Annotated in this window: 30 protein-coding genes; 14 read left to right on the top strand and 16 right to left on the bottom strand. The window is 56.5% G+C overall.

Annotated elements, in window-relative coordinates; translation table 11 throughout:
- Nucleotides 1-109: 109 nt before the first annotated feature.
- Together ACR0AP_RS00545 and ACR0AP_RS00540 are read right to left on the bottom strand one after the other, a co-directional pair.
- Nucleotides 110-556: a phasin family protein gene (locus ACR0AP_RS00545; protein WP_209503426.1), complete on the bottom strand. Its 447-nt coding sequence runs from the start codon at nucleotides 554-556 to the stop codon at nucleotides 110-112.
- 131 nt (nucleotides 557-687) lie between these two features.
- Entirely contained in the window at nucleotides 688-2,490 is a 1,803-nt protein-coding gene (locus ACR0AP_RS00540; RefSeq protein ID WP_480504620.1) for a PHA/PHB synthase family protein, read from the bottom strand.
- Nucleotides 2,491-2,601: 111 nt separating this feature from the next.
- Here ACR0AP_RS00540 and phaZ point away from each other — a divergent pair, with 111 nt between their 5' ends.
- A complete protein-coding gene (gene phaZ, locus ACR0AP_RS00535) occupies nucleotides 2,602-3,873 on the top strand; it encodes a polyhydroxyalkanoate depolymerase (RefSeq protein WP_480473454.1) in 1,272 nt (423 codons plus the stop codon).
- 5 nt (nucleotides 3,874-3,878) lie between these two features.
- Nucleotides 3,879-4,466 carry a DUF6151 family protein gene (locus ACR0AP_RS00530; protein ID WP_480504618.1) on the top strand — a complete coding sequence of 196 codons (588 nt, stop codon included), beginning with the start codon at nucleotides 3,879-3,881 and terminating at the stop codon, nucleotides 4,464-4,466.
- Here ACR0AP_RS00530 and ACR0AP_RS00525 read toward each other — a convergent pair.
- The 4 genes from ACR0AP_RS00525 to ACR0AP_RS00510 all read right to left on the bottom strand — a co-directional run bounded on the left by ACR0AP_RS00525 (nucleotide 4,457) and on the right by ACR0AP_RS00510 (nucleotide 7,654).
- Nucleotides 4,457-5,173 carry an alpha/beta fold hydrolase gene (locus tag ACR0AP_RS00525; RefSeq protein WP_480504616.1) on the bottom strand — a complete coding sequence of 239 codons (717 nt, stop codon included), beginning with the start codon at nucleotides 5,171-5,173 and terminating at the stop codon, nucleotides 4,457-4,459. The genes ACR0AP_RS00530 and ACR0AP_RS00525 overlap by 10 nt on opposite strands.
- Before the next feature lie 83 nt (nucleotides 5,174-5,256).
- Nucleotides 5,257-5,871, bottom strand: a complete 615-nt coding sequence (locus ACR0AP_RS00520) for a hypothetical protein (RefSeq protein ID WP_480484272.1) — start codon at nucleotides 5,869-5,871, stop codon at nucleotides 5,257-5,259.
- A gap of 41 nt (nucleotides 5,872-5,912) precedes the next feature.
- Nucleotides 5,913-6,905 (bottom strand): alpha/beta hydrolase, encoded by a 993-nt coding sequence (locus ACR0AP_RS00515; RefSeq protein ID WP_480484196.1) that lies wholly within the window; start codon nucleotides 6,903-6,905, stop codon nucleotides 5,913-5,915.
- Nucleotides 6,905-7,654 carry an alpha/beta fold hydrolase gene (locus ACR0AP_RS00510; protein ID WP_480504614.1) on the bottom strand — a complete coding sequence of 250 codons (750 nt, stop codon included), beginning with the start codon at nucleotides 7,652-7,654 and terminating at the stop codon, nucleotides 6,905-6,907. The genes ACR0AP_RS00515 and ACR0AP_RS00510 overlap by 1 nt, the downstream gene beginning before the upstream one ends.
- A 211-nt stretch (nucleotides 7,655-7,865) precedes the next feature.
- Here ACR0AP_RS00510 and thrS point away from each other — a divergent pair, with 211 nt between their 5' ends.
- The 5 genes from thrS (at nucleotide 7,866) to ACR0AP_RS00485 (ending at nucleotide 12,551) form a co-directional block, all read left to right on the top strand.
- Nucleotides 7,866-9,824 (top strand): threonine--tRNA ligase, encoded by a 1,959-nt coding sequence (gene thrS / locus ACR0AP_RS00505; RefSeq protein ID WP_480504612.1) that lies wholly within the window; start codon nucleotides 7,866-7,868, stop codon nucleotides 9,822-9,824.
- Nucleotides 9,825-10,045: 221 nt separating this feature from the next.
- Nucleotides 10,046-10,348 (top strand): BufA1 family periplasmic bufferin-type metallophore, encoded by a 303-nt coding sequence (locus tag ACR0AP_RS00500; RefSeq protein ID WP_267365389.1) that lies wholly within the window; start codon nucleotides 10,046-10,048, stop codon nucleotides 10,346-10,348.
- A 72-nt stretch (nucleotides 10,349-10,420) separates the two neighbouring features.
- Nucleotides 10,421-11,278, top strand: coding sequence for an MNIO family bufferin maturase (gene bufB / locus ACR0AP_RS00495; protein WP_480484199.1), 858 nt, complete (start codon nucleotides 10,421-10,423; stop codon nucleotides 11,276-11,278).
- Nucleotides 11,275-12,036 (top strand): HvfC/BufC family peptide modification chaperone, encoded by a 762-nt coding sequence (locus tag ACR0AP_RS00490; protein WP_480504610.1) that lies wholly within the window; start codon nucleotides 11,275-11,277, stop codon nucleotides 12,034-12,036. Before bufB ends, ACR0AP_RS00490 begins: the two co-directional genes overlap by 4 nt.
- Nucleotides 12,033-12,551 carry a DoxX family protein gene (locus tag ACR0AP_RS00485; protein ID WP_480504609.1) on the top strand — a complete coding sequence of 173 codons (519 nt, stop codon included), beginning with the start codon at nucleotides 12,033-12,035 and terminating at the stop codon, nucleotides 12,549-12,551. Before ACR0AP_RS00490 ends, ACR0AP_RS00485 begins: the two co-directional genes overlap by 4 nt.
- Before the next feature lies 1 nt (nucleotide 12,552).
- Here the strand turns inward: ACR0AP_RS00485 and ACR0AP_RS00480 are convergent, their stop codons facing one another.
- A complete protein-coding gene (locus ACR0AP_RS00480; RefSeq protein ID WP_480504607.1) occupies nucleotides 12,553-12,921 on the bottom strand; it encodes a hypothetical protein in 369 nt (122 codons plus the stop codon).
- Between the two features lie 41 nt (nucleotides 12,922-12,962).
- Nucleotides 12,963-13,280, bottom strand: coding sequence for an ArsC/Spx/MgsR family protein (locus ACR0AP_RS00475; protein WP_480484202.1), 318 nt, complete (start codon nucleotides 13,278-13,280; stop codon nucleotides 12,963-12,965).
- Nucleotides 13,281-13,494: 214 nt separating this feature from the next.
- On the opposite strand from ACR0AP_RS00475, the gene ACR0AP_RS00470 reads away from it, so the two are divergent.
- On the top strand, nucleotides 13,495-13,701 hold the full coding sequence (locus ACR0AP_RS00470; RefSeq protein ID WP_008758035.1) for a cold-shock protein: 207 nt from the start codon (nucleotides 13,495-13,497) through the stop codon (nucleotides 13,699-13,701).
- A gap of 84 nt (nucleotides 13,702-13,785) precedes the next feature.
- Here ACR0AP_RS00470 and ACR0AP_RS00465 read toward each other — a convergent pair whose 3' ends face one another.
- The gene (locus ACR0AP_RS00465; RefSeq protein ID WP_480484203.1) at nucleotides 13,786-14,094 is read right to left on the bottom strand and encodes a hypothetical protein; all 309 of its coding nucleotides are present in this window, start codon (nucleotides 14,092-14,094) and stop codon (nucleotides 13,786-13,788) included.
- A gap of 61 nt (nucleotides 14,095-14,155) precedes the next feature.
- Nucleotides 14,156-15,064 carry an FAD-dependent thymidylate synthase gene (gene thyX, locus ACR0AP_RS00460; RefSeq protein WP_480484204.1) on the bottom strand — a complete coding sequence of 303 codons (909 nt, stop codon included), beginning with the start codon at nucleotides 15,062-15,064 and terminating at the stop codon, nucleotides 14,156-14,158.
- A 176-nt stretch (nucleotides 15,065-15,240) separates the two neighbouring features.
- Here thyX and ACR0AP_RS00455 point away from each other — a divergent pair, with 176 nt between their 5' ends.
- From ACR0AP_RS00455 to ACR0AP_RS00445, 3 genes are read left to right on the top strand one after another with little or no spacing between them, the layout of a single operon-like run.
- Nucleotides 15,241-15,669: a VOC family protein gene (locus ACR0AP_RS00455; protein WP_480504605.1), complete on the top strand. Its 429-nt coding sequence runs from the start codon at nucleotides 15,241-15,243 to the stop codon at nucleotides 15,667-15,669.
- Nucleotides 15,666-16,367 carry a DUF1194 domain-containing protein gene (locus ACR0AP_RS00450; RefSeq protein WP_480504603.1) on the top strand — a complete coding sequence of 234 codons (702 nt, stop codon included), beginning with the start codon at nucleotides 15,666-15,668 and terminating at the stop codon, nucleotides 16,365-16,367. Before ACR0AP_RS00455 ends, ACR0AP_RS00450 begins: the two co-directional genes overlap by 4 nt.
- Nucleotides 16,364-17,077: a DUF1194 domain-containing protein gene (locus tag ACR0AP_RS00445; protein WP_480504601.1), complete on the top strand. Its 714-nt coding sequence runs from the start codon at nucleotides 16,364-16,366 to the stop codon at nucleotides 17,075-17,077. The genes ACR0AP_RS00450 and ACR0AP_RS00445 overlap by 4 nt, the downstream gene beginning before the upstream one ends.
- Here the strand turns inward: ACR0AP_RS00445 and ACR0AP_RS00440 are convergent, their stop codons facing one another.
- The 3 genes from ACR0AP_RS00440 to ACR0AP_RS00430 all read right to left on the bottom strand — a co-directional run bounded on the left by ACR0AP_RS00440 (nucleotide 17,078) and on the right by ACR0AP_RS00430 (nucleotide 18,300).
- The gene (locus tag ACR0AP_RS00440) at nucleotides 17,078-17,575 is read right to left on the bottom strand and encodes a MarR family winged helix-turn-helix transcriptional regulator (protein WP_480484207.1); all 498 of its coding nucleotides are present in this window, start codon (nucleotides 17,573-17,575) and stop codon (nucleotides 17,078-17,080) included.
- A gap of 78 nt (nucleotides 17,576-17,653) precedes the next feature.
- Nucleotides 17,654-17,878 carry a succinate dehydrogenase assembly factor 2 gene (locus tag ACR0AP_RS00435; RefSeq protein WP_480505786.1) on the bottom strand — a complete coding sequence of 75 codons (225 nt, stop codon included), beginning with the start codon at nucleotides 17,876-17,878 and terminating at the stop codon, nucleotides 17,654-17,656.
- Nucleotides 17,879-17,907: 29 nt separating this feature from the next.
- Nucleotides 17,908-18,300: a helix-turn-helix domain-containing protein gene (locus tag ACR0AP_RS00430; RefSeq protein WP_267366820.1), complete on the bottom strand. Its 393-nt coding sequence runs from the start codon at nucleotides 18,298-18,300 to the stop codon at nucleotides 17,908-17,910.
- A 92-nt stretch (nucleotides 18,301-18,392) separates the two neighbouring features.
- Between ACR0AP_RS00430 and ACR0AP_RS00425 the strand changes: the two genes are divergently transcribed.
- Together ACR0AP_RS00425 and ACR0AP_RS00420 are read left to right on the top strand one after the other, a co-directional pair.
- Nucleotides 18,393-19,595, top strand: coding sequence for a pyridoxal phosphate-dependent aminotransferase (locus tag ACR0AP_RS00425; protein WP_480504598.1), 1,203 nt, complete (start codon nucleotides 18,393-18,395; stop codon nucleotides 19,593-19,595).
- Nucleotides 19,596-19,597: 2 nt separating this feature from the next.
- Nucleotides 19,598-19,999 carry a hypothetical protein gene (locus ACR0AP_RS00420; RefSeq protein WP_480504596.1) on the top strand — a complete coding sequence of 134 codons (402 nt, stop codon included), beginning with the start codon at nucleotides 19,598-19,600 and terminating at the stop codon, nucleotides 19,997-19,999.
- Here ACR0AP_RS00420 and ACR0AP_RS00415 read toward each other — a convergent pair.
- Both ACR0AP_RS00415 and ppk2 read right to left on the bottom strand, forming a co-directional pair.
- Nucleotides 19,996-21,366: an MATE family efflux transporter gene (locus ACR0AP_RS00415; protein WP_480484274.1), complete on the bottom strand. Its 1,371-nt coding sequence runs from the start codon at nucleotides 21,364-21,366 to the stop codon at nucleotides 19,996-19,998. The two genes, ACR0AP_RS00420 and ACR0AP_RS00415, sit on opposite strands and share 4 nt — an antisense overlap.
- Nucleotides 21,367-21,473: 107 nt before the next feature.
- Nucleotides 21,474-22,397: a polyphosphate kinase 2 gene (gene ppk2 / locus ACR0AP_RS00410; RefSeq protein ID WP_267367366.1), complete on the bottom strand. Its 924-nt coding sequence runs from the start codon at nucleotides 22,395-22,397 to the stop codon at nucleotides 21,474-21,476.
- A gap of 121 nt (nucleotides 22,398-22,518) precedes the next feature.
- Here ppk2 and ACR0AP_RS00405 point away from each other — a divergent pair, with 121 nt between their 5' ends.
- Nucleotides 22,519-23,397: an alpha/beta fold hydrolase gene (locus ACR0AP_RS00405; protein WP_480504594.1), complete on the top strand. Its 879-nt coding sequence runs from the start codon at nucleotides 22,519-22,521 to the stop codon at nucleotides 23,395-23,397.
- 70 nt (nucleotides 23,398-23,467) lie between these two features.
- On the opposite strand, the gene ACR0AP_RS00400 is transcribed toward ACR0AP_RS00405, so the two are convergent.
- Nucleotides 23,468-24,076 (bottom strand): carboxymuconolactone decarboxylase family protein, encoded by a 609-nt coding sequence (locus ACR0AP_RS00400; protein ID WP_480485209.1) that lies wholly within the window; start codon nucleotides 24,074-24,076, stop codon nucleotides 23,468-23,470.
- Nucleotides 24,077-24,194: the final 118 nt, after the last annotated feature.

The following is a 24,194-nucleotide window of genomic DNA, read 5'->3' as shown; positions in this document are numbered from 1 at the left end:
TTGCAGCACAGGTTATGCGAGTGCAGCACAAAAAGAAAGGGCAGGTCAATGGACCTGCCCAACGCGATTGCACCTATAGGGAGGGTCGGGTGCGTTTCGCTGACTTTTCTTACTTCGCAGCAGCAGCTTTTTTAGCGGCTGTGGTAACGTCGTTGGTTGCTTTTTTAACAGCGGCGGATGCTTCTTCCGCAGCTTCTTTACCAGCAGCCATCAGCAGTTCGACGGTTTCGGTCTGAACTTTTTTCGCGATTTCTGCGAAAGCGGCCATGTTCTCGGCTGCAACTTCAGCAGACGCGCTTGCGAAATCGGTTGCTGCTTTTGCGTAGTCGGCAGGCTCTGCCTTGGCTTTCGACATCTCGGTCAGTTTGGCCAGCGTGTCTTTGGTCCATTTGCTCGAGATTTCTGCCGATTTCTCTGCTGCTTCCAGAGCAACGCCCGACAGCTTTTCATTCAGCGAAGCGGTCGATTTGAATGCGCCTTCCATCGCGGTTGTGTCCACGGGGAATGCGCCCATCATGTCTTTCATGATCGCGGTAAAGTCTTGGGTCTTAGCCATTGTCATAATCCTTTTAGCCAGTCCGGGCCCACCCCGGGTTTCATCAGCTTGAGGGCAATATGATTGCTGCAACGCAGCATTGCAAGTTTTTTCTTGCTGCGCTGCAGAAAAAATTAAGTTTCAGAATGAAATCAGGCGTTTGGTTTTGCCACTACATACGTTCCGGGTGCAGCAGCCAGGCTCGGGTGCTTCGAATCGCCAGGTTCACGGGCCGGTACCTGCTTGCCTGAACGTTTCTTAAGCCAGGCATCCCACATGGGCCACCATGACCCTTCATGAAAATCGGCTTCCTTTAACCAGGTGGCGGCGTCTGGTTTCAAATCCGGGTTGGTGTAATGCCCATACTTTTTCTTGCTGGGCGGGTTCACGATGCCCGCAATATGACCCGACTCGGAAACCACGAAAGTTTTTGATCTCGAGCCCATCTTTTGCACACCGCGATAGCAGTCTTTCCACGCCGCGATATGATCGGTTTCGCATGTGATGGCCATCAGGGGCACATCAACGTCACCGAGCTTCAGCTTATGCCCCAGTACCTCAAAGCCATCGGTCGCGAATTCATTGCGCTGGCATAGCCCACGCAAGTACTCCACCGCCATTTTCGCAGGCAGGTTGGCTCCGTCACCGTTCCAGTACAGCAAATCAAAGGCCGGGGGCACTTCCCCCATCATGTAACTGCGAATGGCCGGGCCATAGATAAGGTCACGTGATCTCAGGAATGACATTGTGCGCGCCATGATCCACGACCGCAGAACACCTTCCTTTTTCACTTCTTCTTCGATTCCGTCGATAAAATCGTTTTGAAGGAAAGGCGTGAACTCTCCCTGATCGGAAAAATCCGTCAATGCGGTGAACAGAGTCGCCGATTTGACCGACTTGTCTCCTCGTTGTTTCAGCAGTGACAGCGTCAGGCTCAGGGTGGTGCCCGCGATGCAATACCCCACAGCGTTGACCTGTTTGACCTTGCAAATCTTCTTGGCCGTCTCGATTGCGGTCAGGAAACCATCCTGAATGTAGTCTTCCATGCCTGTTTCAGCATAGCTTTCGTCCGGATTGACCCAGCTCACAACAAACAAGGTATATCCCTGCTCGGTGATCCATTTGATCATACTGTTCTGGGATTTCAGGTCCAGAATATAGAACTTGTTGATCCAGGGCGGGAACAGGACAATCGGAGTCTCATAAACCGTTTCGGTCGCCGGCTTGTACTGGATCAGTTCCATCATCCGGTTGCGAAAAACCACCTCCCCCGGCGTCGTCGCCAGGTTACCGCCGACCTCAAAGGCACTTTCATCTGCCAGTTTGACGACCAGTTCTCCATTATTGGCCTCAAGATCTGACACAAGGTTTTCCAACCCCTTGATCAGTGACTGGCCCTCGGTTTCGACCGCTTTTTGCAAGGCATCCGGATTGGTCGCCAGGAAGTTTGTCGGCGCCATCATATCGACGATTTGCTGCGAGAAATATTGCAGCCGCCTTTTGTCCTTGGCATCCAGATCGTCCACGGACGCAACAGCCTGCGCGATCGCTTGCGCATTGGTCTGGTATTGCTGGCGGATCAGACGGAAATAGGGGTTAGTTTCCCAAAGGGGGTTCGAAAATCGCTTGTCTTCTGGCTTGGGTGCTTCGCCTTCCGCGTCAGACGCAGTCAGCGCTTTCTGCGCCTCGGCAAAGTTCAGCACTGACTTACCCCAGAATTCTATCTGCTGTTCCAGTAATTTGGCGGGATTTTGCCAAGCCTCGGCCCAATAGGCACTTGCTGCTCGTGCGAAAAGCTCTTGATTCGGGCCGTCTAGCGCGGGAGTGTGGGGCCGTTTTACAGCCATGACCTCAATCAGGCGCTTCGATAACTTCTCGACCTTATCCATATTTTCTTTAAGGCGTTCAATGTGTTCTTCGGATACGTCTGGCATGTGGTCTTCACTAGTTGTCATTTTAACAATTCCCCCCTAACCTCGCTGCTATGCAGAATAACGTCGTGGGTGCTGGGGGGCAAAGCGACGAATGGTCCGAACTATCAGGCTGACACTCAGGAGGCCCCGTTTATGCGCTATATGATGACCTACGACCTGATGGAAACTGCGCGAAACACCAACCAATGGCTTGGTGCAACCGCCAGCGCGATGGCGTCCTATCCGATGTTTTCGATGGTGCCGAACCCCGCATTCAACTGGATGGCCGCTTGGGGCGAGGTTACCGAGCGTACGTTCCAGCGGATGGTTGCAAAGCCCGATTGGGGTATTCGCACGTTCACCTGCGAAGATGGCAAGGATCATCTGGTTGAAATCACGACTGTTCTGGAACGCCCTTTTGGTGATCTGGTACATTTCCGCGTCAATGGCCGGAAAGAACAACCCCGCAAAGTGCTGTTGGTTGCCCCGATGTCCGGGCACTATGCAACGTTGCTGCGCTCGACGGTCAAAAGCCTTCTGGTCAATTGCGAAGTCTACATCACCGATTGGCATAATGCGCGTGATATCCCTGTGTCCGCAGGTAAATTCGATGTCGAAGACTACACGCTCTACCTTGTAGATTTTATGAAAGAGCTTGGACCGGACACCCATGTTGTTGCCGTTTGCCAACCTGCGCCTCTGACATTGGCTGCAACGGCGTACCTGGCCGAGATTGAACCCAAAGCCCAGCCAAGCACCCTGACGCTGATTGGTGGCCCCGTCGATCCGGACGCCACGCCGACCGATGTGACAGACTTCGGCCGTCGCGTCACTATGGGCCAGTTGGAAGAAACAATGATTCAGCGCGTTGGCTTCAAGTACAAGGGCGTAGGGCGCATGGTCTATCCGGGACTGCTGCAATTGGCCTCGTTCATGTCCATGAATGCAGATCGTCACTCCAAAGCGTTTTCCGACCAGATCCAGCGCGTCATGCGGGACGAAGCCTCGGATCAGGATGCCCATAACCGCTTCTACGACGAATACCTGGCCGTGATGGACATGACTGCCGAGTTCTATCTTTCGACGGTCGAGCGGGTCTTCAAGAATCGAGAGATTGCGAGAAACGAGTTCGTGGTCGCGGGTCACAAAGTGGACATCAGTAAGATTACCGATGTTGCGGTGAAGACTGTCGAAGGTGCAAATGATGACATCTCTGCACCCGGCCAGTGTATTGCTGCGCTGGATTTGTGTACCGGCCTGCCCGACAGCAAAAAGGCAAGCCACGTTGAACCCGGCGCCGGTCACTATGGTATCTTCGCAGGCCGCAGCTGGCGCGACAACATTCGTCCCCTTGTGATTGATTTCATGAACGAAAATGCGCGAAAACCAAACCGTCGCGCGGCCAATTCCAACAAGGTTGCTTAAGCGACATGAGCGGGCCAGCGCAAAATGGCCTTACCTTTTCCTGCCAATGCGGCGCGTTGCAGGGGCGTATTTCACCCCGCGGTGTTCGGCAAGGCACACATGTTGAGTGTTTCTGCCATGATTGCCGGGCCGCTCAACTATATTTCAAGCAGCCGGACCCGGCACCCGGACCTGTCGGGATTTTTCAGATCGCACCGGATGAAATCGAAATCAGCGCAGGAAGACAGTATCTTGCGGCGATGCAACTCAGCCCCAAGGGTATGCTGCGATGGTACGCCAGCTGCTGTAACGCACCTTTGGCGGCAACGCCCAAATCCGCGAAATTCCCGTTTGCTGGCGTTATCGTCGGCCGGGTTGCGGGTGGAGCTTCGGCGCTGGGACCCGTCACGACACGTGGGTTTGTTCCCCAACCGGACGGAAAGCAGAAGCACGAAAAATCTGGCCCCGCCATTCTTGGGCTGTTGCGCAGGGCCGCCGGATCGCGCCTGTCCGGGCGGTGGAAGAACACACCGTTTTTCGACCAAAATACTGGTAAACCCGTGGTGACGCCAACTGTCATTTCAAAGACCGAATGCGCGACGCTTTACCAGTAATCAAACCGTTGCTGGGCGTCCAACCAGGTTTGCAGCGCCTCATTGACGAGGTCGGGCGTTTCGAGGGTCGGCAAGTGACCAGCCTTTTCAATAACCAGCAGTTCCGCTCCGGGTATGAGCTCTGCCATGAAAGAATGCCGTTTGACCGGTGTCAGAGTGTCATGCGCACCGCACAGAACCAACGTGGGTACCTTGATGCGACGCAATGCGGCTTGTTGATCCGGGCGGCGTTGCAGAGCACGCATTTGACGCACGAAGGTTTCAACACCCAAATCCTGTGCCATTGCCAACAAGCCGTTCAGGATGGGAATGCGCTGCGGGCCCGGTGCCAGCGTGTCGGACCCCACAAGTTTCCGCAGGACCTCCTCCAACCGGCCACCCTGCGCGCCAATGATCAGGTCTTCGCGACTGGCAGCCATTTGAGGCGTGTCCGCCTGTGCATCAGTGGCCATCAGGCACAGGCGTGACACACGTTCCGGTGCCCGGCGGATCAGCTCTAACGCGACCACACCACCCATGCTTAATCCGGCCAGTGCAAACCGATGTGGAAGCTGGTCCAGCAAACCCGAGGCGATCTCTTCGATACGCTCACCTGCTGAGATTGGCGCAACGGTTACGGGTCGCGTCCGCGAAAACACCTCAATCTGAGGGCGATACAGTCGGGCATCGCACATCAGTCCAGGTAGCAGTACCAGCGGCTCGATCACGCAGGGGCTCCATATGCTCGGTATTCCGAGCCCTTGGGTTTGTAGTCAGGTTGAGAATTTATCACATTCAAACAAGCGGAACGTCACGGATAGGCGATTGCCCGAAAAGCCGGAAAGTCAGCATAGCGGGACCGTCGTGAAGCCGCACTTTCCTCGGGCTCAGCGCCCGGTTTCAGAAGGCATCCGCGTGGCGCAATGTAGCTGTCAATCCGCCGCTGCGGTTTAGGGCGCCACACCAGATTGAAAGCGCAGAGTTTCGGAAAAAACCAGATTTCGGAATAATCCAGGTGATCATGCATCCACCATGCCAAATCCCGCCAATCCCGGCCCTGCGCAAACTGATCCGCAAACCAGGGAATTACAACAGACGCCCCGGCAATCCGCGCATCCCCGTCCCCACGATCCCAGATGTGGCATTCCAACGGGTGATCATTCCGGGCGCAGTTCAGTTTGTTTTCATTGCCAAACCTGTTTAGCGACGGTGAGCGATAGCCCGAGCGCACAGCGATCCTGCCAAAGGTCTCTTCCAGCGGGTCCAGCAGAGTTTCGCAGAACGCACGTCCTGTCTCGATAGCCAGATCCGGGTTGTCTGGAATGTTCTGTTTCTGGTGAAAGTTCCCGATCTCGGAATAGAGGAAATCGCGCATGAAGAAATACCGGGACAGACGAACGCGCCCCAACGTCTCAAGGCTCCACATACTGCCCGGCTTACGCATCGTCCCTCGACCCGAGGCCGCCATCATTCCACCCCCAGCCCTTTTAGCCAGTCCAGAATACCGGCCACAGCCGCGTCGGTCTGCCCTGGCGACATCAGGCGACCGGCAATAACATGGGATGACGGATCATCCTCAGGGCCCATTGTCACCAATTTGACGGATGTTGGCGCACCCCACGCTTTGGCGACCTCGTGTGTGCGGTCAGGGCGCACCACCTGATCGTTGTCCGAGAACCAGAACAGCACGGGCACCAGGGCATTCGAGAAATCCAGCGCATAGACTTTTTCGACCAGAACGGACATCGGCACGACCGACTCCCACGGATAGACGGTAGACCAATATTTGTTCTTTTCCGGGTCTGGCCCCGATACATCGCGTTCGTCCCCCATCAGGACCGGCAACCAATCCCTTGCCCATGGCAAAGTGGGGATCCATGCCACAGACGTGTTGACCCCGAAATTGGGAGAGACAAAGACCATGCCGACAACATCTTTGCTGAGGCTGGCATCCAAAGCGGCGGCGGCTGCAAGCGTCGCACCGGTCGACGTTGAGATCACGATCACCTTGTCCCCAACAGCACGTGCGGCTGCCAATCCCTCGGCAGTGTCCAGCATCCAGCCCGAGGCAGTGCCTTCTGCCATGGCTGATCCGGTTCGCCCGTGACCTTGCAGGCGTGTGTAAACCAGATTGGCCCCCAACGCGTCTGCTACAAGGTCTGGTACTGGCCGGATTTCCTCGGAACTTGCTGAAAAGCCATGGATGTAAAGAACGGAATACGGGGTGCGCCGCTCGTTATGGCCATCTTGCCAGATTACTCGTTTTTCGACACCCGGAACGATATCGTCAAACGCGGCTTCGGTGCTTTCGAAATAAACCTGTACGCCCTCACCAAACTTGCGCGGATCAAAGCTTGGGTGCAGGTTCACCTCTTCGCGCGGGCCAAACCAGTAGACAAGGCCGCCGGTGGCAATCAACGCAAGGAACAAGCGCCCCAGAAGCCATCCCAAACGCCGCATTACGCGTCTCCCAACACATCCAGAACCGCCGCCTCGATCAAGCCAAGACATGCATCATCCGAGAATCTGTGATCGGCATCCTTGACTAAAAGAAGCTGCATGTCCGGCCCTGTTGCATGGTCCAGCAACCGAACGGCCGTTTCAGTCGAAACGGCTGTATCCGCTGTTCCCTGCAGGAAACGAACCTTGAACGGCAGGTTCAACGTGTCGCGCAGAACAAGACGCTGCCGCCCATCTTCGATCATCCGTTTGGTGACGATATAAGGCTCCATGTAATCGGACGGCAACTCGACATGCCCGACCGTTTCCAGGGCGGCTTTCTGGTTATCGGTGAATGAAGCCCAATAGCCATCTTCCGTGAAATCCGGCGCGGCGGCGATCGTGACCATACCTGCTATCCGGTCCGGCATGGCCTTGGCCAGCAAAAGCGCCTGCCACCCCCCCATGGACGAGCCGACAACAATCAGCGGCCCCTTGGTCAAGGCATCGACCGCAGCAACAGTGTCCTCATGCCAATCCCCAATGCAGCCATCCGTGAAATCACCAGAGCTTTCGCCGTGACCGGAATAATCAAACCGCAAAAAGGCCCGCCTCCGCGCCTGCGCCCAAGCTTCCAGATGGACTGCCTTGGTGCCTTCCATATCCGACATGAGCCCACCCAGAAAAACGATGGTCGGCCCTGCCCCTTCGGTCTTGTGATAAGCCAGTCGCCGCCCCTGCGGCGTCTCCAGAAAATTCGTCGCTGCCATGAAACCTTCTTTCCTTTTACTGCATCATGCACGCCCCACCCCCGAGTGCAATTCCGCCCACTTCATCTTTTTTCAAATACTCCGGGGAGCGCGAGGGGCTGGCCCCTCGCCCCTACACTTGACACAGGCATATCCACCTGCCACATCAGCCAGACGCAAATAACCCGCAACCGGGCGTTCAGTGGGCGCCAAACCGACGAGGAGAGCCGACATGGCCCTGGATTCAAAATCCGTCTCTCTCACTTTCCCAGATGGCAACGCACGTTCCTATGACGCAGGGGTTACGCCTGCGCAGGTGGCTGCCGATATTTCAAGTTCGCTGGCCAAAAAGGCCATCTCAGCCACCGTTGACGGCAAACACTGGGACCTGCAATGGCCCATCGAAGCCGATGCACAGATTGCCATCCACACCATGAAGGATGACGTCCAGGCCAACGAGCTGATCCGCCACGATCTGGCCCACATCATGGCCCGCGCCGTGCAGGAAATCTGGCCTGCGACCAAGGTCACCATCGGCCCCGTTATCGAAAACGGCTGGTATTATGACTTCGACCGGGAAGAACCGTTCACGCCCGAAGATCTTGGCCTCATCGAGAAAAAGATGAAAGAGATCATCAACAAGCGCGATCCTGTCACCACCGAGGTTTGGGACCGCGAGCGGGCCATCGAGTTCTACAAGGCCAATAACGAGCCCTACAAGGTTGAGCTGATCGAAGCCATTCCCGGGGATGAGCCGTTGCGCATGTACTGGCACGGCCACTGGCAGGATTTGTGCCGCGGTCCGCATCTGCAACATACCGGTCAGGTTCCCGGTGATGCGTTCAAGCTGATGTCCATCGCTGGCGCCTATTGGCGCGGCGACAGCAACCGCGCGATGTTGCAACGCATTTACGGCGTGGCCTTCACCGGCAAGGAAAAGCTGAAAGACCACCTGCATATGCTGGAAGAGGCCGCAAAGCGCGACCACCGCAAACTGGGCCGCGAGATGGACCTGTTTCACATGCAGGAAGAAGCCCCCGGTCAGATTTTCTGGCACCCCAATGGCTGGACCATCTACACCCAGTTGCAGGACTACATGCGCCGTCAGCAGCGCAGGGGTGGTTATGTGGAGGTAAACACGCCGCAGGTCGTTGACCGCAAGCTGTGGGAACGTTCAGGCCACTGGGACAAGTACCAGGAAAACATGTTCATTGTCGAAGTCGACGAGGAACATGCCCGCGAAAAGGCCGTCAACGCGCTCAAACCGATGAACTGCCCCTGCCATGTCGAGATTTTCAAGCAAGGTCTGAAATCCTATCGCGACCTGCCGCTACGTATGGCCGAGTTCGGATCGTGCAACCGGTACGAACCCTCTGGCGCATTGCATGGCATCATGCGGGTGCGCGGGTTCACGCAGGACGACGCCCATATCTTTTCAACCGAAGAACAGATCGAGGCGGAGACCGCCGAGTTCATCCGTTTCCTCAGCGTGATCTACAAGGATCTGGGATTCGAGGATTTTTCGGTGAAGTTCTCTGACCGCCCCGAAACCCGCGCCGGATCGGACGAGGTCTGGGACAAGGCCGAGGCGGCGCTTTTGTCCGCCACCCGTGCCGCCGGGATCGAACCGGAACTGAACCCGGGCGAAGGTGCATTCTACGGGCCGAAACTGGAATTCGTGCTGACGGACGCCATCGGGCGTGACTGGCAATGCGGCACCTTCCAGGTCGATTTCGTTCTACCCGAACGGCTGGACGCCACCTATATCGGCGCAGACGGGGCCAAGCACCGTCCCGTCATGTTGCATCGCGCCACGCTGGGATCCTTCGAACGCTTTATCGGTATCCTGATCGAGGAACACGCAGGCAAATTGCCGTTCTGGCTGGCCCCGCGTCAGGTCGTCGTCGCGTCCATCACGTCCGACGCGGACGACTATGTCACCGAAGTGGTCGAAACCCTGCGTGCTGCGGGTGTGCGGGCCGAGGCCGACATCCGCAATGAAAAGATCAACTATAAGGTCCGTGAGCATTCGGTCGGCAAAGTACCTGTAATTCTGGCCGTCGGTCACCGCGAAGTTGACGAACGCACCGTAAGCGTGCGGCGACTGGGTGAAAAACAGACCCAGGTACAACCGCTTGATGCTGTAACAAATGAGCTGGCACGCGCCGCCACCCCGCCAGATCTGCTGTAACAAACAGCACCATATCCAAAAAAATCCGACCCCTCATATGGGGTCGGATTGTAACATTTCACCCTTTCTTCATCAAAAACAGTGTATTACGCTGCAAGGGGGCAGGCCGCCCCATGACGCGCTTGTGAGACACGGGCTCGTGAATTCAACTCTGCCCACCAAGCCACTACCTTTGTCATTGTCACAAGCAGACATACCCAGTCATCAAGAGGATTACCGAGATGTCGAAAACAGCTAAATCCCTGGTTATCGCAACCGCAGTCGCAGCCGCCGTATCGGGTGCCGCAACCACAGCCAGCGCACAAGCAAAAGAAAAGTGCTATGGTGTATCGCTGGCCGGTCAGAACGACTGTGCCGCAGGCCCCGGCACCACCTGCGCAGGCACCTCGACCGTTGATTATCAGGGCAACGCATGGACCCTGGTTGACGCAGGCACTTGCGCCGACATCGAACTGCCTGCGGAAGCAAACGGCACGCCGCGCAAAGGTTCGTTGGAAGCGCTGGAACGCGACCTGCCGGCATAAGATTGGCCTGACGATTTCAAGGGGCGGGCACCATCGCCCGCCCTTTCCCTTTCGTGATCAAGGAACTGGCCCATGTTGGATGACACCTGCCGGTCAAACCGCCTGCCCGCAGCGCCGGGCGTTGGTTACAAGCCGCAACACTTCGCTCAGATACTTGAACACGCACAGCCCGTCGCATGGTTGGAAATCCATGCCGAGAATTATATGGGCGACGGCGGGCGACCCTTGGCGCAACTGCGCCACCTTTCCGAAAAGTTCCCAATCTCGGTCCATGGCGTTGGCCTGTCCATTGGTGGTGAAGGCGCGCTGGACTCCGATCATTTGGCCCGGTTGAAACACCTGGTCGGCTGGCTGAACCCTGCAAGCTTTTCCGAACATTTGGCCTGGTCTACCCATGACAGCCATTTCTACAACGATCTGCTGCCCCTGCCCTATACCGACGAAACTCTTACGCGGGTTTGTGAACATATCGATCAGGTGCAGGACACCGTCGGGCGTCAGATGCTGCTGGAAAACCCGTCCAGCTATCTGGCCTTCGAGGAAAGCACCTGGTCCGAACCTGATTTCCTGAGGGAGATTGCCAAGCGCACCGGTTGCGGCTTGTTGCTGGACGTAAACAATGTCTTTGTCTCGGCGACCAATCTGGATTTCTCACCACAAGGCTATATTGACGCCTATCCGATTGAAAAGGTGTCGGAAATCCACCTTGGCGGCCATGATGAGGATGAAGACGATCACGGTCATCCGCTGCTAATCGACAGTCACGGACGTGAAGTGGTCGATCCGGTGTGGGCCCTGCTGGATTATGTGCTGGAGCGTTCGGGGCCAAAACCCGTTCTGATCGAATGGGACACTGATGTGCCTGATTGGCCCGTTCTGCGGGATGAGGCCATTCGCGCGCAAACCGCATTGGACCGGATACCGGTATGAGCGTTTCTCAATCTGAATTCCGCGCGGCCATGATGGATGCGTCAGCGCCCGTTCCCGGTGGATTGCTGGACGGCGGTGCGCGACCGGCCGGTCGCAGATTCAGCGTTTACCGCAACAACGTTGCGGTGTCGCTGACCGAAGCGATGCATCAGGCGTTTCCTGTGATTGCCAAATTGCTAGGGGCGCAGAACATGGATGGGTTGGCCGGGATTTTCCCGCGTCAGCACCCGCCCTCCTCTCCGCTGATGATGTTTTATGGCGAGGCGTTTCCTGATTTTCTGGCAGGAATGCCCCAACTTGCCCATCTTGGATACCTGCCGGACGTGGCCCGGTTGGAGATTGCCTTGCGCAAGTCCTACCACGCCGCCGACAGCGAACCTGCACCGGCAGATGTTCTAGCCGTCGAACCCGAACAGGTCATGCAGGCCCGGTTGCAGTTTGCACCGGCCATGCAGGTGATCCGCTCGGATTGGCCAATTTTCGCGATCTGGCGATTTAACAGCGAAGAGAACGCACCGAAACCGAATGCCGGTGCAGAGGACGTGTTGATCACACGCGCCGAGTTCGATCCCACACCCAATCCACTTCCGGCGGGTGGTGCAGACTGGATCGCCTGTATGCAGAACGGCGACACAATCGGTGACGCATATGAAAAAACGACTGCCAAACTGCCTGAATTTGATCTTGGAACCACTCTGGCACTGCTGTTGCAGGGCGGTGCAATAACCTCTGTGACTATCGAAAGGCTGGAGACATGACTGCTTTGATCTCAACCTACAATAACACCATGGGAAAACTGGACCTTGCCTCTGGCTGGTTGACCCCTACGCTGGCACGACTGGTCTTTGTTGCGGTTCTTCTGGTTTATTACTGGAACTCAGCCATGCTGAAGATCGACGGATCGATCTTTTCGCCTTCGGCAGGTGCCTTTGGTCAGATATTCCCAAAAGCGGCCGAGGCTGTTCTTTATGACGTCTCCCAAATGACGTTCTTCCAACGCATCGTCATCTTCATGGGAACAATTGCCGAATTTGTTCTTCCGACCCTTCTTCTGGTTGGACTGTTCTCGCGTCTGGCGGCTTTGGGCATGATCGGTTTTATCTGGGTACAGACTCTTGTCGACGTCACCGGCCATGGCGTGAAACTGGGCAGCCTGTTCGACGCGGCGCCGTCCCTGATGGATCAGCGCACGATGTGGACCTTCCTGATGCTGGTGATCGTCATCAACGGCGCAGGGCCGATCTCGCTCGACCGGATCCTTCGCCTTAAGTAACTTAGAAATGTGCCTTGGGCTGGTCCGGTTTTCCCGCGGCCAGCCCAAGTATCCCGGCGATCCCGGCAAATGTGATCGGGAACATGGTGAAAACACCAAAACCAAAGGCGTAGTACATCGCAGCCGCTGACCCCAGCAACAAGATCCCGCCAATCAACGCGCGCGCTGGTGCCATGGCCCCGCCCGCGATTGCCAGCAAGGGCGCGATAATCGAAATGGCTTGCACCAGATCAGGATTGTCGACCTGGCTTAGAACTCCGTCAATCTCGCCGACATGGTCAACCACGACCACCTTTGCATAGCCGAAGAACCCGACGATCATTCCGATCAACCCGGCGATTACACCCAATAACATTGCGGCATTACGCATTGAAAACCCTCATTGTAGCTTTCACGCAGATAAGCACCCGTTCAGGAAATGCCAAGCTGAGCACGGGTTTCAGCTGTCCAACCCAACAACAGCCTGCCATCGACTTCGATCAATGGGCGTTTCATCAGGGTCGGGTGCTCTTTCAAAAGCTCCAAAGGGGGCTTGGCACGCTGGGTTTCGTCCAATCCGCGCCATGTCGTCGATCTGGTATTAAGCAAGTCATTGCCGAACTCGGCAAAGGCCCGTGACAGCACCGAACCCGGCACACCGTCGCTGCGTACATCAGAAAATTTGACGTCTGGCAGCGATTTCAATGCCTTGCGACAGGTGTCACAGTTTTTCAATCCATAAAGCTGCATGTCTTTGACGCTCCTGCCCATGCTTTGATTTTAAGCAATCTTGCCCGCTTCTTGCGGTTATTCTTGATTTTTTACTTCACCGTGCAATGTTGAAAAAGGCGAAACACACGAATTGGACTGTTCAGCCAGTGCCAAAACAACTTTTTCGTGGTGACGCTGACCACAGCCCCCACCAATTTGTGGGACAATGCGTAAGTAGAAGGAGACACGGGACATGCCAACCGGCACCGTGAAATGGTTCAATACCACTAAAGGCTATGGATTTATTGCCCCTGACGAAGGGGGCAAAGATGTGTTTGTACATATCTCGGCCGTAGAACGGTCCGGCCTCACCGGACTCGCAGACAACCAAAAAGTTTCGTACGAGTTGCAGGACGGACGCGACGGCCGCCAAATGGCAGCTGATTTGAAACCACTGTAACGACATCCCGCTAAACACGCGGTTGATCATTAAGGATGACGGCCAATTTCCGGCCGTTATCCATCCCCCACCGGTTTCGTTCCATTACCCTCGCGCGGGCTTGGCGTCGGCGTGGGTATTCCAGTTTTCGCCCATGGCAACGATGCAGGATGTGCCTGTCGCGTAGGTGACAACCATGGTCCAGTCCCCGTGCTGACTTGCCCAGACTTCCATAATCTGTTCCGGCCCGCGAACACCCGATGCCACGCGCCGCGCACCGAACTGCCTTTCCAGTTTCTGGTGCAACCGGAGCGTCGGTTCGCACAAAACCTCAGCTATGGGGGACTTGGCCTGCGCAGGCAAGGCGAGACCAAAAAACAGACATAACAGAGCAAAATGCAAAATGCGGGCCATGGAACAAGTGTAACAATTCCATGACGACACGTATAGACAAAAGCTATGCAGCTCGTCAGCTCTATTTGCGAATGATCGCCTCGAACTCACGCCATTCGCGCGCTGTCATCCCCGAGTTTTCTTGCGTGACCGCCTCTCCTGCCAGCATGCGTTGCAGGCTTTCGACCATCTGGGCAGACAGGTTCACCGCACCCAGCCGGTAATCCTCGAACGCCTTATACGCAAACGGCACCCAATCAGCGACGATCTTGCACATCGCCTCGGCATAAACGCGGATTTCATACTGAGCATGCGGATCGGCCCGCAGGCGCAGGAAGTGGAACAGATTATGCAGATCCACCTTCCAATACCATTGCGTATAAACGTTTGCGGGTAGGTTCATGCGGGCCAGTTCACGTGCTAGCCCCTGCTGCCCGTCCTGGCTGATCATGGACTCGTAATTGTCATAGCACCGCGTGCTGTCGGCCTTGAGGGTTTCCAATACGCGCGCGGCCTCTTCACCTTCCAACGTTGCCCCACGGCCCTGATTGTTCACTTCGGACTGTGCCGCCACATGTTCTGGGGCTGGGATATAGAACTCGCGATCCAGAATTGAATACCGTGCCGAGTATTCATTCACATTGGCGGTCCGGTGCCGGATCCACTGCCGCGCCACGAACACAGGCAATTTCACATGCAATTTGACTTCGCACATTTCGAATGGCGTGGAATGCCAGTGCCGCATCAGATACCGGATCAACCCCTCGTCATTCTGAACGGATTTGGTGCCTGTGCCATATGAAACGCGCGCAGCCTGACAGATGGCGGCATCGTCCCCCATATAGTCGATCACGCGGACAAAGCCATGATCCAGAACCTGATGCGCCGTGTACAGGTGGTCTTCCATTCCCGCCGAGACAACTCGACGCGTGGGATGCGATTGCGCGCGTTGCGCGTCGATCTCGGCCTGTTGGTCAGGGGACAGCGGCATCGAATCTTCCTTTCTGGCAATGAGTCGCCTGCTACTATATATCGCCGATCCCGGCACAGGAACCGCGATATATGCCGCAGCGGACGCAAAAAACAAATTGCTGCTGAGGGCTCTATCGACACATCGAGGCGGAGCGCTAAGCTCTTGGCAATGTGAGTCGAAAAAGGATGGCCGAAATGGCGCTGAAATATCTTCACACCATGGTCCGCGTGAAGGATCTGGAAAAATCCATGGCATTTTACGAGCTTCTGGGTCTGAAAGAAACACGTCGGTATGACAGTGAAGCCGGGCGATTTTCTCTGATCTTCATGGCCCCTCCGGGACAGGAAGACGCGCCGATCGAGTTGACGTACAACTGGGACGGCGATGACGCGTTGCCAGCCGACAGCCGCCACTTCGGCCATCTGGCCTACGGTGTCGACAATATCTACGAGGTTTGCCAACATCTTCAGAACAACGGCGTTACGATCAATCGCCCGCCAAGGGATGGTCGCATGGCTTTCGTTCGATCGCCCGACAATATCTCGGTTGAGCTTTTACAGAATGGCGAAGCACTCGAACCAGCCGAACCCTGGGCCAGCATGGAGAGCAGTGGTCACTGGTGATCCGTTGGCTGATAGCGTTTGGGCTGGTCGTTCAGGCCAGCCCTGTCAAGGCCGAGCAATGTCGCTTGGCGCTGGCCTTGGCGATGGATATTTCCGTTTCAGTCGATGAGGCCGAAGATGTGTTGCAGCGGCAGGGGTTAGCCGCCGCCTTGATTGCACCCGAAGTGCAAGAGGCCTTCTTTTCTTCACCGATGCCCGTTGCCCTGGCGGTATATGAGTGGAGTGGCCGCTCAACCCAAAATGTCGTCCTGAATTGGACAATGATCGATGACGTTGGTGATCTGCTGTTCGCATCCAGCCAAATCAGCCAATCCGTCCGATCTGACAGCGGATCGGCAACAGCTATGGGCTATGCGTTGGCATACGGTGCAAACCTTATGGAGCAAGCGCCGCAATGCTTGTTTCAAACCATTGACCTGTCCGGCGACGGCACGAACAACGATGGCTATGGGCCGCAGATCGCCTATCGGCACTTTCCCTTTCAAAACACTGTCGTGAATGGGCTTGTGATCAACGCGGCGGATTTCGAGGGAGAATTGTTCCTGATCCCTTTCTTCGAAAATAATGTCCTGCACGGGCCCGGCGCCTTTTTGGAAATTGCCACCGGGTTTGAAGATTTCGAGCGCGCCATGCGAAAGAAACTGAAACGGGAACTGAGCGGTCTGCAAATCGGTGCATTACGGAATGAAGGCCCATGATACGTCAGGTGATCGTCTTTCTGGCTTGCCTGATATCAGGACCTGCCTTTGGCGAATGCCGGCAGGCCCTTGCGCTGGGGCTGGATGTGTCGGGTTCGGTGGACAGCCGGGAATACAGGCTGCAACTGGACGGGCTGGCGTCGGCCCTGAGCCGCCCCGAGGTCAGCCAGCTGATGTTGTCGGACGGCGCAACCTCCTTACGTCTGGCGATCTTCGAATGGAGCGAGCGGGGACATGAACGGATGCTGTTGGAGTGGACAGAAGTACGGTCCCCCGCCGACCTGATCGCAATCAGTGATCGTTTGGTCCGGACCTCGCGCAGCACAGCACCGCAGGGAACGGCGGTAGGGTCGGCCATGTTATTTGGCTCTTCCCTGCTTGATCAGCAAAGGGGATGCTGGCGCCGTACGCTGGATCTGTCCGGGGATGGTAAACATAACCTTGGACCGCATCCACGAGATGTGAAAGCCAGTTTACGACATGGCGGGATCACGATTAACGGGCTGGTGATCGGCGCTGACGATCCGAAGGAAGGTGATCGGAGATATGTTCAGGTGGGTGAACTTTCAGCTTATTATTCAGCCTGGGTCATTTTGGGGCCAAACGCGTTCGTAGAAGTGGCGCTGGGCTTTGAGGCGTATGAAGAGGCCATGACCCGCAAACTTCTTCGTGAGCTGGACAGTCTTGTCCTGTCTGACGCCCGCCACTGATCAATAGATATACCTTATCTGATCCGTCCAGTACCGTTCAACGCGACGCAGCGAACTGGTGATATCTTCGATGCCTTCAAGCCCAAGCACCCCCCTGCCTTGCAGGCCTTCGGCGTGACGTGCAAACAGCTTGGACACGATATTGCGGATTTCCCTGCCTTGCGGCGTCAGGCGCACGCGAACTGAACGGCGATCAATCTCGCATCTTTGGTGGTGCATATAGCCCATCTCAACCAGTTTCTTGAGGTTATAGCTGACATTGCTGCCCTGATAGTACCCACGGCTTTTCAGTTCGCCTGCCGTGACTTCGTGATCACCGATATTGAACAGCAACAACGCCTGAACCGCATTGATTTCCAATACGCCGACGCGCTCAAACTCGTCCTTGATGACATCAAGCAACAACCGGTGCAGTCGCTCCACCAGGGCCAGCGCCTCAAGATAGCTGGTTATGAAACCCTTGGTCTCTGGCGTGGAGACCTGCATTTCCATACTCATCCGACCCTCCGATTCAGTCGCGCTGTTTGACACACGATGAACCGAAAATCCGAAAAATCGGTTAAGCGGAACTTTGCCTTATTTCTGAAAGGTTTGCGCTATGTCTGCAATCAGGTTGGCAAATCGCGCCGGAGGCTGCACCTGCCCTGTGACCCATTGATAAAGGTCCTGGTCATTTTCATGCAACAGCGCGTCATAGACATCCAGCCCGGCGGTATCCATGTCGGCCAGATTGCGACCGGCATAGGCGGACAGGATAATGTCCATCTCTTTGATGCCGCGTCGCATCGACCGCATTTGCATGCGTTTGATGCGCACATCCCGGGGTTCGCTCAATTCTTCTGCTCCAGCATCTGACGCATTTTCTTTTCCAGACGCGCTGCGCGTTCAGAACAGGCGCGCATTTCCGCACGGATGGCGCGCAGTTCGGCCACGGCAGAGGACAGTTCCATACCGCCTTCGCCCTCATCCACGGGCGCATCCATGCCGTCGCCCTCGCCGGTCAACAACCACATGATTGAGACATTGACCATGCCCGCCATCATTGACAGCCTGTTGGCCCGGGGTTCGGACAGATCGTTTTCCCAATCTGAAATTGTCGCCTTTTTGACCCCAAGACGCCGCGCCAGTTGCGCCTGCGTCATTCCCGCGGCTTCGCGTGCGCCTGCCAGACGGTCTCCGAATGTCGCAGAATCCGGACCGTACCAGTCGTTTTCATCATTCATTCGGGTCTCCATCTCACATTGTCTATACTGCTTGATCGTCACTCGGACGCACCCTATGACAGTCGGGCTGAACATACAAACCGAGGCCGAGCATGAGTTTTCTGTCTGCGACACTGTCACGCGTCAAACCTTCACCCACCATCGCCATGACAGCCAAGGCAGCCGAGCTGAAGGCCGCCGGACGTGATGTCATCGGCCTAAGCGCTGGTGAGCCGGATTTTGACACGCCCCAGAACATCAAAGACGCCGCTGTTGCGGCCATCGCAGCAGGCAAAACCAAATACACCGCGCCGGACGGTATCCCCGAGTTGAAACAAGCGGCATGTGCCAAGATGAAACGTGACCACGGGCTGGACTATTCGCCGGCCCAGATCTCGGTCGGGACCGGTGGCAAGCAAACGCTGTACAATGCTCTGATGGCGACGATGAATGAAGGCGACGAGGTGATCATCCCTGCACCGTACTGGGTCAGCTACCCCGATATGGTGCTTTTGGCCGGTGGCACCCCTGTTGTGGTCGAGACGACGCTGGAAAACAGTTTCAAGCTGACCCCAGAACAACTGGAAGCCGCCATCACGCCCAAGACAAAGTGGTTCATCTTTAACTCGCCTTCGAACCCGACGGGCGCAGGGTACAGTCGGGATCAACTGAAGGCGCTGACCGATGTTCTGATGCGTCATCCGCATGTCTGGATCATGTCGGACGACATGTACGAACATCTGGCCTATGACGGGTTTGAGTTCTGCACCCCGGCCGAGGTTGAACCCGGCCTATTTGACCGAACCCTCACCTGCAACGGGGTTTCAAAAGCCTATGCCATGACCGGTTGGCGCATCGGTTATGCTGCCGGTCCGGTCGAAATCATCGCGGCCATGCGCAAGATCCAGTCGCAATCCACCTCGAACCCCTGCTCGGTCAGTCAGTGGGCTGCCGTCGAGGCCCTGAACGGAACTCAGGATTTTCTGGCCCCGAATAACGAGACATTCAGGCGCCGGCGCGATCTGGTGGTTCGGATGCTGAACAAGATTGACGGCGTCACCTGCCCCACACCCGAAGGGGCCTTTTATGTCTATCCGTCTATCGCCGGATTGATCGGGAAGACGACGCCCGCCGGGACAGTTCTGGTAGACGACGAAGCCTTTGCTACCGCACTTCTGGAAGAGGCCGACGTAGCTGTCGTATTTGGCGCCGCCTTTGGCCTGTCGCCGAATTTCCGCGTCAGCTATGCTACGTCCGACGCGGCACTGACCGAAGCTTGCAGCCGCATCCAGCGTTTTTGTGCTTCTCTGAGGTGACCATGTCCGCCGAACTGCCTGAGTATTACTTTCGCATACGTGAAAACGGTGCTGCGGTGTTTCGGATCGATACGGAAAACCGTCAGCGCCGGATCGAGATGGACCAGATTGCCGTCATCAATATCCGCAATGGCGAGGTCAAGCCGCACGGGCAGCGGACGCTGTCAGACCGGGATCAGGCCGAGATTGCCCAATGGATGGAAGAGCGCCGGGCCCTGTTGGCCCAGCGCGACATTGACGATATCCATCGCGCGGTCGACTATCTGAATCTGACCACGCAATGGGCACAGTCCAAGGCAAGCGACACGCAGCTGGAGGATGTGACAGACAGGTTATTGATGGCCATGCACGACCTGCGTACGGTACTGGTGCGAAAAAAGGCAGATCGGCTGGAGAAAGACTAGGCGGGCTCGGCCGATGCCTGTATCTGCTGTACCGAATACATCCAGAACCGGGTCATGAGAAGCACGGCCGCGAAGGCGAGACCAAGCACCAGGCCCAGCCAGACGCCGATGCCGTCCATATGACGGACAAAGCCGAAATAATACGACGCGGGAATCCCTACGACCCAATAGCTGAGCGCCGCCATGACCATTGGGATCTTGGCATCCTGCAACCCGCGCAGCAGGCCCAGCGCAATCACCTGCGCGCCGTCGACCAGCTGAAACAACGCCGCCATGGCAAGCAATCCGGTTCCGATGGTCAGGATTTGCCCCCGCTGCGGATCATCTGTTTCCATGAACAGGGAAATCAAAGGCTCGGCGCAGGTCAGGAACAGAATGATGGTTGCCACCGACATGACCAGCGACATACCAGTCACGGAAATTGCGCCCTTTTCCAGATGCGCCCTGTCCCGACGACCCAGCGCATTGCCAGCCCGGATGGTCGCCGCATTTGATAACCCCAGGTGAACCATGAAAGTGGCTGACGCCAGATTCAGGGCGATCCCATGCGCAGCCAGCGGGACCTGACCCAGCCAGCCCATCATCACCGCAGAAGTCGCGAACAGTGAAACTTCGGCCAATGTGGTCAAGCCGATGGGTACACCCAGCTTCCATACGCTGGCAAACATTTCCCAATCCGGTCGCCAGAACCGTTGGAATAGGCTGTGCTCTGGCAACGTCCGGATCACATAGATAACAACCGCGATCAGCGAAACAACTTGTGTCGTGATCGAGGCGATTGCCGCCCCTGTCACGCCCAGTTCGGGGGCACCCCAGTTGCCGAAGATCAGCGCATAATTGGTCAGCCCGTTCACAGCCGCCGCCGCAATTGTGATCCACAAAACAATCTGCGTTCGCTCCAATGCCGCCAGATAGCTTTTCAACACCATCACAATGAGGGCCGGAAACAATCCCCAACCGGCAACTCGCAGATATTCGGCTGCGGTTTCAGCAATTTGCGGTTCCTGCTTCATGGCGATCAGGATCGGATAGGACCACCACAGCAAGGGCATGACAACCACGGCATACAGCAACGACAACCACAGCCCCATCCGGGTCGAGCGGCGAATGCTGGTTTCGTCCCCTTCCGCCGCCGCTGTGGCAACCATGGGCATGACGGCCCATCCAAATCCCGCACCAAACAAAAACAACACGAAATAATAACTGTTGGCCAAGGTAACGGCCGCCAACGCCTCGACCCCGTACCAACCCAGCATGATGGTGTCGGTCAAGCCGATTGCGTATTGCGCCAGATGACCACCAACCAGTGGCAGGCCGAGAACGGCAATGGCCCGAAAATGGGCCGGATATGTCATCACCTTTGTCATCGCTCCAGCCATATGCGCGCCATTGGCGCGGGACAAGAGCGGATCGGCAATATTTCATATTGAGACTTTTATGCCCGACCATTTCCTGAGGCCGGGCATCTTTGCAATCAGCGGGCGTCGGGGTGCAGAGCCGTACCCAGAATATGCTCGGACCGGTGGATAACGTGATGCGCCTGCCCTACGATCAGCGGATCAGGCTCGCCCACGATATCGTGATCCTTGCCAGGGTAATCCAGCGAGGACAGGAAGTGACGCATACAGTTCAGGCGCGCGCGTTTCTTGTCATTTGACTTGATAATCGTCCAGGGTGCGTCAGCCGTGTCTGTGTAAAAGAACATGGCTTCTTTCGCCTCGGTATAGTCGTCCCACTTGCTGAGGCTTGCCTTGTCGATGGGCGACAGTTTCCATTGCTTCAAGGGGTCGGTTTCGCGGCTTTTGAAACGGCGCTGCTGTTCTTGCTGCGTAACCGAGAACCAGTATTTGTATAGCTGAATGCCCGAGCGCACCAGCATCCGTTCCAACTCGGGCGTTTGCCGCATGAACTCAAGATATTCGTTGGGTGTGCAGAACCCCATAACCCGTTCCACACCCGCACGGTTGTACCAGGACCGGTCATAGAACACCATTTCGCCTACGGTCGGCATCTCCTGAATGTAGCGCTGGTAGTACCACTGGCCTTTCTCTTCCCAGGTGGGTTTGTTCAATGCAACGACACGGGCCTGACGCGGGTTCAGGTGCTCCATGAACCGCTTGATCGTACCCCCTTTGCCGGCCGCATCGCGCCCTTCGAACAACAACACAAACCGCTGCCCCGTTTCCTGCGCCCACAGCTGAACCTTCAAAAGCTCGGCCTGCAGATTGGCTTTTTGCGTCTCATACACCGACCGGGCCATTTTGCGGCCATAGGGGTATTTCCCACTTTCAAACGCCTGCCGGATTTTCTCGGGGCTGGGCGCTGAAGGGTCGGTGTCTTTGGCGAGCGTGGTCTTGATCTGGGTGGGTTCTGCGTTGGTCGTGGCAATGGCGTCCATACATCCTGTCCTTTTCTACTGTCCTGAAGGGTGGCTAGCAGAAAGCTCGGAAATGCGCTTTGATTGGTGTCAAATAGATGCCTCAAAAACCCATGATTTCCAGCGCGGATCCCTTGTTCCAATGCAGACGTCTTTTTTCAAGCTGAACGGCCATTCTTTCCACGTCAGGACATGGGGCGACAAAGCCGCGCCACCATTATTGATGCTGCATGGTTTCCCCGAATACAGCGGTGCCTGGGCCGATCTTGCGCCTCATCTGGCCGAACGCTTTTATTGTATTGCTCCGGACCAGCGCGGTTATGGCCAAAGCTGGTGTCCCGAAGGGGTGCAGAACTATACCCTGTCGCAACTGGTCACAGACATGGCCGCACTGATTGAAACCTGCGGCGCGCCCGTTGCGCTGCTGGGTCACGACTGGGGCGCATCGGTGGCTTATGGCGTTGCCATGTTCCGCCCGGAACTCGTTGATCGGTTAATCATTGCAAACGGAGTACATCCGGTGCCGTTTCAACGCGCGATGGCATTGGGTGGCGCACAATCCACAGCCTCGCAATATATCAATCTGCTGCGAGCACCCGATGCCGCACAAAAACTGTCCGAAAACAACTTTGCGATGCTGGAACAGTTCTTTCGCCACGGTATGGGGCTGGATTGGTTGACCGAAGCTCGCATGGCCGACTACAGCACTGAATGGGCCCGACCCGGTCGGCTGCAGGCGATGCTGAATTGGTACAGAGCCTCTCCGTTGGTTGTCGCCAAACCCGGTGTCCCCGCGACAGACCTGCCCGACCTGCCGCTCGACCGGTTGCATGTCAGGTGTCCGCACTTGTTGATTTGGGGGCCGGATGACAAAGCCCTTTTACCAGAAGCCACTGAGGGGCTGGAGGCGTTTGCCACCCACCTCACCCGTGTCACGATCCCTGGGACCGATCATTGGTTGCATCATCAAAACCCGCGGGCCGTGGCACAGGCCATTCTGGAATGGACTGGCCTGACGTAATCAGGCCCCGCCCGCGCGCAACGGCAAGCCAGGCAGCCTTTGTCGCAGCGCCAACGACATCTTTAGCACCTTACCGGTGCCCCCAATCGTCAGGGTTGTCAGAGTTGTTCGGCGACAACCCCAACTCATCACCATCGGTTGAGCACCCAAGCCCCAGAACCGTCCGGTTTGCATATGAAAAGTAGGAGCAAACCTGATTGATCTCTAGGATTTCGCCATCATCCCACCCCGCGTCGCGCAGGGCGCTGACATCCGCCTCGACCAGATCGCCCGGCGCTTCGGTCAACTTGCGGGCATAATCCATCGCAGCCATTTGCGCCTTATCCAGCGGTGCAGCCGAGGGATCGCGCGCCTCAATCGCTGCCCTGATCGCGTTGCCACGCACCGTATCACCCAGCAAGCGCTGAAGACCTGCAAAGTGATGCTCGACGCAATACCCGCACCGGTTCAGTGAGCTGACCCAAACCCCCAGCACTTCCAGAAACCATTTCGGTATCTTGTTGCCAGAATGATGCAGCACTGCCTTGTACATGGCCATATGGCCTTCCATCGAGTGCGGGCGAAGGCTGTGTGCCATCATGATGTTGTCTACGTTATTGTTCGGCCCGGTCACGCGTTCATAGAGTTTCTTCAACTTTCCGGTCGCGTCTTCGAACGGAACGGTTCTGATCCAGCTCATTTATTCACCTCCGCTATACCGGGATCAAAGGACTGGTTATCTGCACGGATTGCAAGCGGCATGACAGAAAACGCACAACACCTCGCGTCCCTCTTCCCCCGGACCACATCACCTGCCA

This window comes from Ruegeria sp. AF7 (genome assembly GCF_056541885.1).
Note: the sequence above shows the minus strand (reverse complement) of the source record. Positions and strands in the feature narration are given on the sequence as shown.

What these genes read in the sequence shown, in the direction of transcription:
- ACR0AP_RS00545 (WP_209503426.1), bottom strand. Translation starts at nt 556, where the DNA reads ATGGCTAAGACCCAAGACTTTACCGCGATCATGAAAGACATGATGGGC.
- ACR0AP_RS00540 (WP_480504620.1), bottom strand. Translation starts at nt 2,490, where the DNA reads ATGACAACTAGTGAAGACCACATGCCAGACGTATCCGAAGAACACATT.
- phaZ (WP_480473454.1), top strand. Translation starts at nt 2,602, where the DNA reads ATGCGCTATATGATGACCTACGACCTGATGGAAACTGCGCGAAACACC.
- ACR0AP_RS00530 (WP_480504618.1), top strand. Translation starts at nt 3,879, where the DNA reads ATGAGCGGGCCAGCGCAAAATGGCCTTACCTTTTCCTGCCAATGCGGC.
- ACR0AP_RS00520 (WP_480484272.1), bottom strand. Translation starts at nt 5,871, where the DNA reads ATGTGGAGCCTTGAGACGTTGGGGCGCGTTCGTCTGTCCCGGTATTTC.
- ACR0AP_RS00515 (WP_480484196.1), bottom strand. Translation starts at nt 6,905, where the DNA reads ATGCGGCGTTTGGGATGGCTTCTGGGGCGCTTGTTCCTTGCGTTGATT.
- ACR0AP_RS00510 (WP_480504614.1), bottom strand. Translation starts at nt 7,654, where the DNA reads ATGGCAGCGACGAATTTTCTGGAGACGCCGCAGGGGCGGCGACTGGCT.
- thrS (WP_480504612.1), top strand. Translation starts at nt 7,866, where the DNA reads ATGGCCCTGGATTCAAAATCCGTCTCTCTCACTTTCCCAGATGGCAAC.
- ACR0AP_RS00500 (WP_267365389.1), top strand. Translation starts at nt 10,046, where the DNA reads ATGTCGAAAACAGCTAAATCCCTGGTTATCGCAACCGCAGTCGCAGCC.
- bufB (WP_480484199.1), top strand. Translation starts at nt 10,421, where the DNA reads ATGTTGGATGACACCTGCCGGTCAAACCGCCTGCCCGCAGCGCCGGGC.
- ACR0AP_RS00490 (WP_480504610.1), top strand. Translation starts at nt 11,275, where the DNA reads ATGAGCGTTTCTCAATCTGAATTCCGCGCGGCCATGATGGATGCGTCA.
- ACR0AP_RS00485 (WP_480504609.1), top strand. Translation starts at nt 12,033, where the DNA reads ATGACTGCTTTGATCTCAACCTACAATAACACCATGGGAAAACTGGAC.
- ACR0AP_RS00480 (WP_480504607.1), bottom strand. Translation starts at nt 12,921, where the DNA reads ATGCGTAATGCCGCAATGTTATTGGGTGTAATCGCCGGGTTGATCGGA.
- ACR0AP_RS00475 (WP_480484202.1), bottom strand. Translation starts at nt 13,280, where the DNA reads ATGCAGCTTTATGGATTGAAAAACTGTGACACCTGTCGCAAGGCATTG.
- ACR0AP_RS00470 (WP_008758035.1), top strand. Translation starts at nt 13,495, where the DNA reads ATGCCAACCGGCACCGTGAAATGGTTCAATACCACTAAAGGCTATGGA.
- ACR0AP_RS00465 (WP_480484203.1), bottom strand. Translation starts at nt 14,094, where the DNA reads ATGGCCCGCATTTTGCATTTTGCTCTGTTATGTCTGTTTTTTGGTCTC.
- thyX (WP_480484204.1), bottom strand. Translation starts at nt 15,064, where the DNA reads ATGCCGCTGTCCCCTGACCAACAGGCCGAGATCGACGCGCAACGCGCG.
- ACR0AP_RS00455 (WP_480504605.1), top strand. Translation starts at nt 15,241, where the DNA reads ATGGCGCTGAAATATCTTCACACCATGGTCCGCGTGAAGGATCTGGAA.
- ACR0AP_RS00445 (WP_480504601.1), top strand. Translation starts at nt 16,364, where the DNA reads ATGATACGTCAGGTGATCGTCTTTCTGGCTTGCCTGATATCAGGACCT.
- ACR0AP_RS00440 (WP_480484207.1), bottom strand. Translation starts at nt 17,575, where the DNA reads ATGAGTATGGAAATGCAGGTCTCCACGCCAGAGACCAAGGGTTTCATA.
- ACR0AP_RS00435 (WP_480505786.1), bottom strand. Translation starts at nt 17,878, where the DNA reads ATGCAAATGCGGTCGATGCGACGCGGCATCAAAGAGATGGACATTATC.
- ACR0AP_RS00430 (WP_267366820.1), bottom strand. Translation starts at nt 18,300, where the DNA reads ATGAATGATGAAAACGACTGGTACGGTCCGGATTCTGCGACATTCGGA.
- ACR0AP_RS00425 (WP_480504598.1), top strand. Translation starts at nt 18,393, where the DNA reads ATGAGTTTTCTGTCTGCGACACTGTCACGCGTCAAACCTTCACCCACC.
- ACR0AP_RS00420 (WP_480504596.1), top strand. Translation starts at nt 19,598, where the DNA reads ATGTCCGCCGAACTGCCTGAGTATTACTTTCGCATACGTGAAAACGGT.
- ACR0AP_RS00415 (WP_480484274.1), bottom strand. Translation starts at nt 21,366, where the DNA reads ATGACAAAGGTGATGACATATCCGGCCCATTTTCGGGCCATTGCCGTT.
- ppk2 (WP_267367366.1), bottom strand. Translation starts at nt 22,397, where the DNA reads ATGGACGCCATTGCCACGACCAACGCAGAACCCACCCAGATCAAGACC.
- ACR0AP_RS00405 (WP_480504594.1), top strand. Translation starts at nt 22,519, where the DNA reads ATGCAGACGTCTTTTTTCAAGCTGAACGGCCATTCTTTCCACGTCAGG.
- ACR0AP_RS00400 (WP_480485209.1), bottom strand. Translation starts at nt 24,076, where the DNA reads ATGAGCTGGATCAGAACCGTTCCGTTCGAAGACGCGACCGGAAAGTTG.